The sequence below is a fragment of the Saprospira grandis DSM 2844 genome (assembly GCF_000275825.1).
GTDB lineage: Bacteria > Bacteroidota > Bacteroidia > Chitinophagales > Saprospiraceae > Saprospira > Saprospira grandis_A.
In genome coordinates, this window is record NZ_JH719942.1 from 289,109 (window position 1) to 292,969 (window position 3,861).

The following is a 3,861-nucleotide window of genomic DNA, read 5'->3' on the forward strand; positions in this document are numbered from 1 at the left end:
AACTGACGGACTAAAGTCCTTGTTCGCTTTTTCTACTTCTAGCTTTCCATTAAGCTTCGGCCCAAAGCTACCTAGCCACTAAAAGACGTTTTCTTTATCTCTCTTTTTTCTTAGAACTTCCCAAGAAAAAGTTGAGGGACTAATATTAAAATTTTGTATGCGCCCTTTTTGCTGCCTAGGGACAAGCCCCTAGGCTAACTTTTTCAGACAGCCCTCTGCGAGGGCCTTTGGGTATGGCCCTTCTCTGCAAAAACAGATGAGCAAGGCCAGATATATGAGCAGTTGAAGCCCTTTAGGGCTGACTCCATGGGGTTAGCCTAGGCGATGAATGGTATTTTATCATCCCTGTAGGTTGAAACCTACAGCAAACAAATGCGGCCATACTAAACACAATAAAAATGAGCCGAAGGTTGAAACCATCGGCCCATAATGAGTTGTAATAAACAGCTTTATCATTTATAGCAAACAAGGGCTTTAGCCCGCCAGTTTGCATAGACCCACAACCATGGGCTTCAGCCCATGGGCCCCAAACAAGTCCACACAAAAAAATACAGGGGTAAAAACAATTGCTATGCTTACCGCCCTGGGCTGAAGCCCAGGGTTATTACCTGAGCGAACTGACGGACTAAAGTCCTTGTTCGCTTTTTCTACTTGTAGATTCCCATTAAGCTTCAGCCCAAAGCTACCCAGCCGCTAAAAGCCGCTTTCTTTATCTCTCCTTTTTTTTAGAACTCCCCCAAGAAAAAGTTGAGGGACTAATAAAAAGCCGCAGGACCGAAAAACCTAATACCTCCTTTTCATATAAAAAACTTCTTATCTATTCTCTCTTCCCCTCTCTCCCCTCTCTCCCCTCTCATAACTCCCAAGAAAAAGTTGAGGGGACTAATATTAAAATTTTGTGTCTGCCCTTCTTGCTGCCTAGGGACAAGCCCCTAGGCTAGCTTTTTTAGACAGCCCTCTGCGAGGGCCTTTGGATATGGCCCTTCTCTGCAATCACAACAGAGCAAAGCCGTAAATCATAATTTGAGGCCCTTTAGGGCTGACTCCATGGGATTAGCCTAGGGGCTTGTCCCTAGGCGATGAATGGCAGGCGGCTTCGCCGCCATGGCCGAAGGCCAAACGGCCTAGCGATGGTAGGCAGTGCGGCAAAGCCGCAGACCCAGCAAAAACTTGTTTTTTGCGCAGGGCCGAGCGAACAGCGAGCTGCCGAACGTAGCGCCGCAAGGCGAAGCCGCAGCGGAGGCCCAAAAACATAAATGAAAGCAGCTCCTATAAACCTTGTTCTATAGAAAAAAAATCGCCTTCATTATCTCTACATGGAATAAAAATATCTCCTTGAGGAATCCCTGAGCTAAAGTCAATATAACTCATTTTAGTCGAACAACTTTCAAAGTTTCTATAGAGGAGTACAGATTTGTTTTTTATACCTTTTGGTACGATATCAATTCCATAAAAAGAATATCGGCCTATGTATTCTTTATTTTTAAAAATTTCGAGCGTTGAGTACATGCGAACCACTAGTCTAGTTCTTGAATTCATCGTTATCTCTGAAAAAAAGCTGAGGGTATCTTCTTGCAGACTAATTAAATCACCCAGATAATTAAGGTAAAAGTTATTGTACAAGCTATCTTCATTTTCTATGTAATACCAGTGATTTAGCATCCCTTGCGTTAAAATAGTCTTTTTAAGCTCCTGCATTTTTTCGGCTTGATTATCAAGGCCAATTAAGGTCCGAAGGGTATCTAGTGAAATAACATTTTCTATAAATCGGCTATGGCTGGGCTCTTCATAAGGTTTTAAATCATAGGTTGTTGTGGTTTCTTTTTTCGAACTAAAGATCAAACAAGAATTAATAAGTAACACTACACTTATTAACAAAATGACAACTTTAATCACCTTCATTATAATCACTATTTTTAGCTTTTCTAGAATTTTCGACCTGAGTTTTTACATCATTTTTATATTTAGCCCCTCCTGGTCCAAACTTCTCAATAGCTTGATCCCAATCAAACTTATAGTCCATTTCTGTTTTTGGATAATAAGATTTCACTTTGGTAGTAAAACCATTGGAAGCCAGAATCCGAATTCCGAAATAGATAGATTCCTGTTCCGTTACTTCCTGATCCTTTTTTAATCCAATAGGAGTTTTCAATGAATAAGTTGTGTTCCAATCACCAGGATGATTTACTGTGAGTAAATCTGAAACGCCAAGAATACCTGCTCCTGATTCTTGTACGGCTAAAGACTTTATAAGAGTAGGGTCTAAATCAGGAATTTTCTTCGTCTCAGAAACAGGGATTTTATTTCCTCCTCTAGAATAAAGCTCAAGAATTCCTTGATTTTTCTTGTAATTAAAAATAGCTGTCTCTGCTGCTATAACATGATCCCACTTCTGAGCATCTGTCCAATCTTTTCGTTTACTAATATCTCCCCTTGTTCCACTACCTACACGTTTTTCTATCACATTAGGCATTGGTGCTTCTATAACTTCAGGACGTGGATATCCAAATTCTGTTTCTACCATTCTAATAAGGTAAGTTTCATGAACTTTATTAGTCACAGTTCTTCCAATTTCATTCCCATCCATATCAAAATATACAATATCTTGTCCATCAGGATCAACATAAATTATAGGGTTGATCCCTATGCCATTATAGGGACTCATTCCAGGGTACTTCGATTGTAAAGGATCCGCAGACCACCAGCGGCCAATTCTCCCATCATAATTTCTTGCGCCAAAGTCAAGATTTCCATCTGCAATCTCAGGATTTCCTTCCTTCCCATTAAACCCAAAACGATACCCCTCCCCACTCACAAACTTGCGCCCAGGCATTTCCCAACCAAAGGGGTAGTATAGGCTTGCCGAAGAAACCTGCGCCAAATAATAATCTGCCTGCCCAGTTTGGCTACTGTCTTGGCCCAAAGATTTATCACTTATGGTGGCCAGTACGTTGCCTAAGTGGTTGGAGAGCTCGTAGCGGCGGCGGCCCAGCTCTAGTTGCTGGTAGCTGCTTTGCGCCAAAGCCGTTTTGGCTAATGTTCTAATAGACCAATTAGCCGTGCCCGACTCATCCCGATACCTTAAAGCTAAGGCTTTTTTCAAGATTCCCAAACGGGCCGAGCCATATAAATGCAGCTCCTCTAAATACAAGCTATCTTTGTCATCGACCAGCGCAATATTTTCTTCATTGTACTGATAAACCGCCAGCACATTCCCCTGCGGGTCACGGACATAATACTGCCCCTCTGACCGAATATCCGCAGGACCATCTACATACAATTTCTTCTTGGCCAAGCGATTACCCATGGGGTCGTACTCATATTGCAAGACCGAGGGGCCCGGCTTGCCCGCCTCAAAACGAACCTCTTGCACCTTACCCTGTACGTTCCAGACTATCTCCTCCATCTGCTCCGAGCTATCTCGAACCAAATTGCCGATTTCGTCATACACATAATTCTGTGAATACAAAGCTACGGCCCCATCTTGTCCCGGCTGACTAGTCAAATCGCCCACCGTTGACGCCCCTACGCCATCCGTCACATACTGTAATTGGTTATTATACAACTGCCCTATAGCTTGGCTAGAAACCTCTGGCAATTGTGCAGGATCAACATCATAAATATAATGATAGCTTAAATCATCTATCTGATTCCCTCCGGCATAACGCGATAAACTCAAGATATTTCCATTCGCATCATAGCTATAACTACTCCCATAAGCCGTTGTATTAGACGCTACAGACCCATCTTTCCAATTCCCTCCAGGATAAACATAGTAATTCGAGGCCGAAACAATCCGATGCAACTGATCATACTGATACGCACTAGCATAACTACCTGAACCCATCCCCTCTCGAGCCA

The 3,861-nt window shown here is 42.6% G+C and carries 2 protein-coding genes; both read right to left on the bottom strand.

Features of this window, described 5'->3' with window-relative positions; genetic code table 11:
• Positions 1-1,269 precede the first annotated feature (1,269 nt).
• Positions 1,270-1,902 carry a hypothetical protein gene (locus SAPGRDRAFT_RS01520; protein ID WP_002656614.1) on the bottom strand — a complete coding sequence of 211 codons (633 nt, stop codon included), beginning with the start codon at positions 1,900-1,902 and terminating at the stop codon, positions 1,270-1,272.
• Positions 1,889-3,861: RHS repeat protein (locus tag SAPGRDRAFT_RS21370; RefSeq protein WP_002656616.1), on the bottom strand; the 1,973-nt coding region annotated here is incomplete at its 5' end. The genes SAPGRDRAFT_RS01520 and SAPGRDRAFT_RS21370, both read right to left, overlap by 14 nt.

Coding starts and splice junctions, on each gene's coding strand:
- SAPGRDRAFT_RS01520 (WP_002656614.1), bottom strand. CDS start 1,902: ATGAAGGTGATTAAAGTTGTCATTTTGTTAATAAGTGTAGTGTTACTT.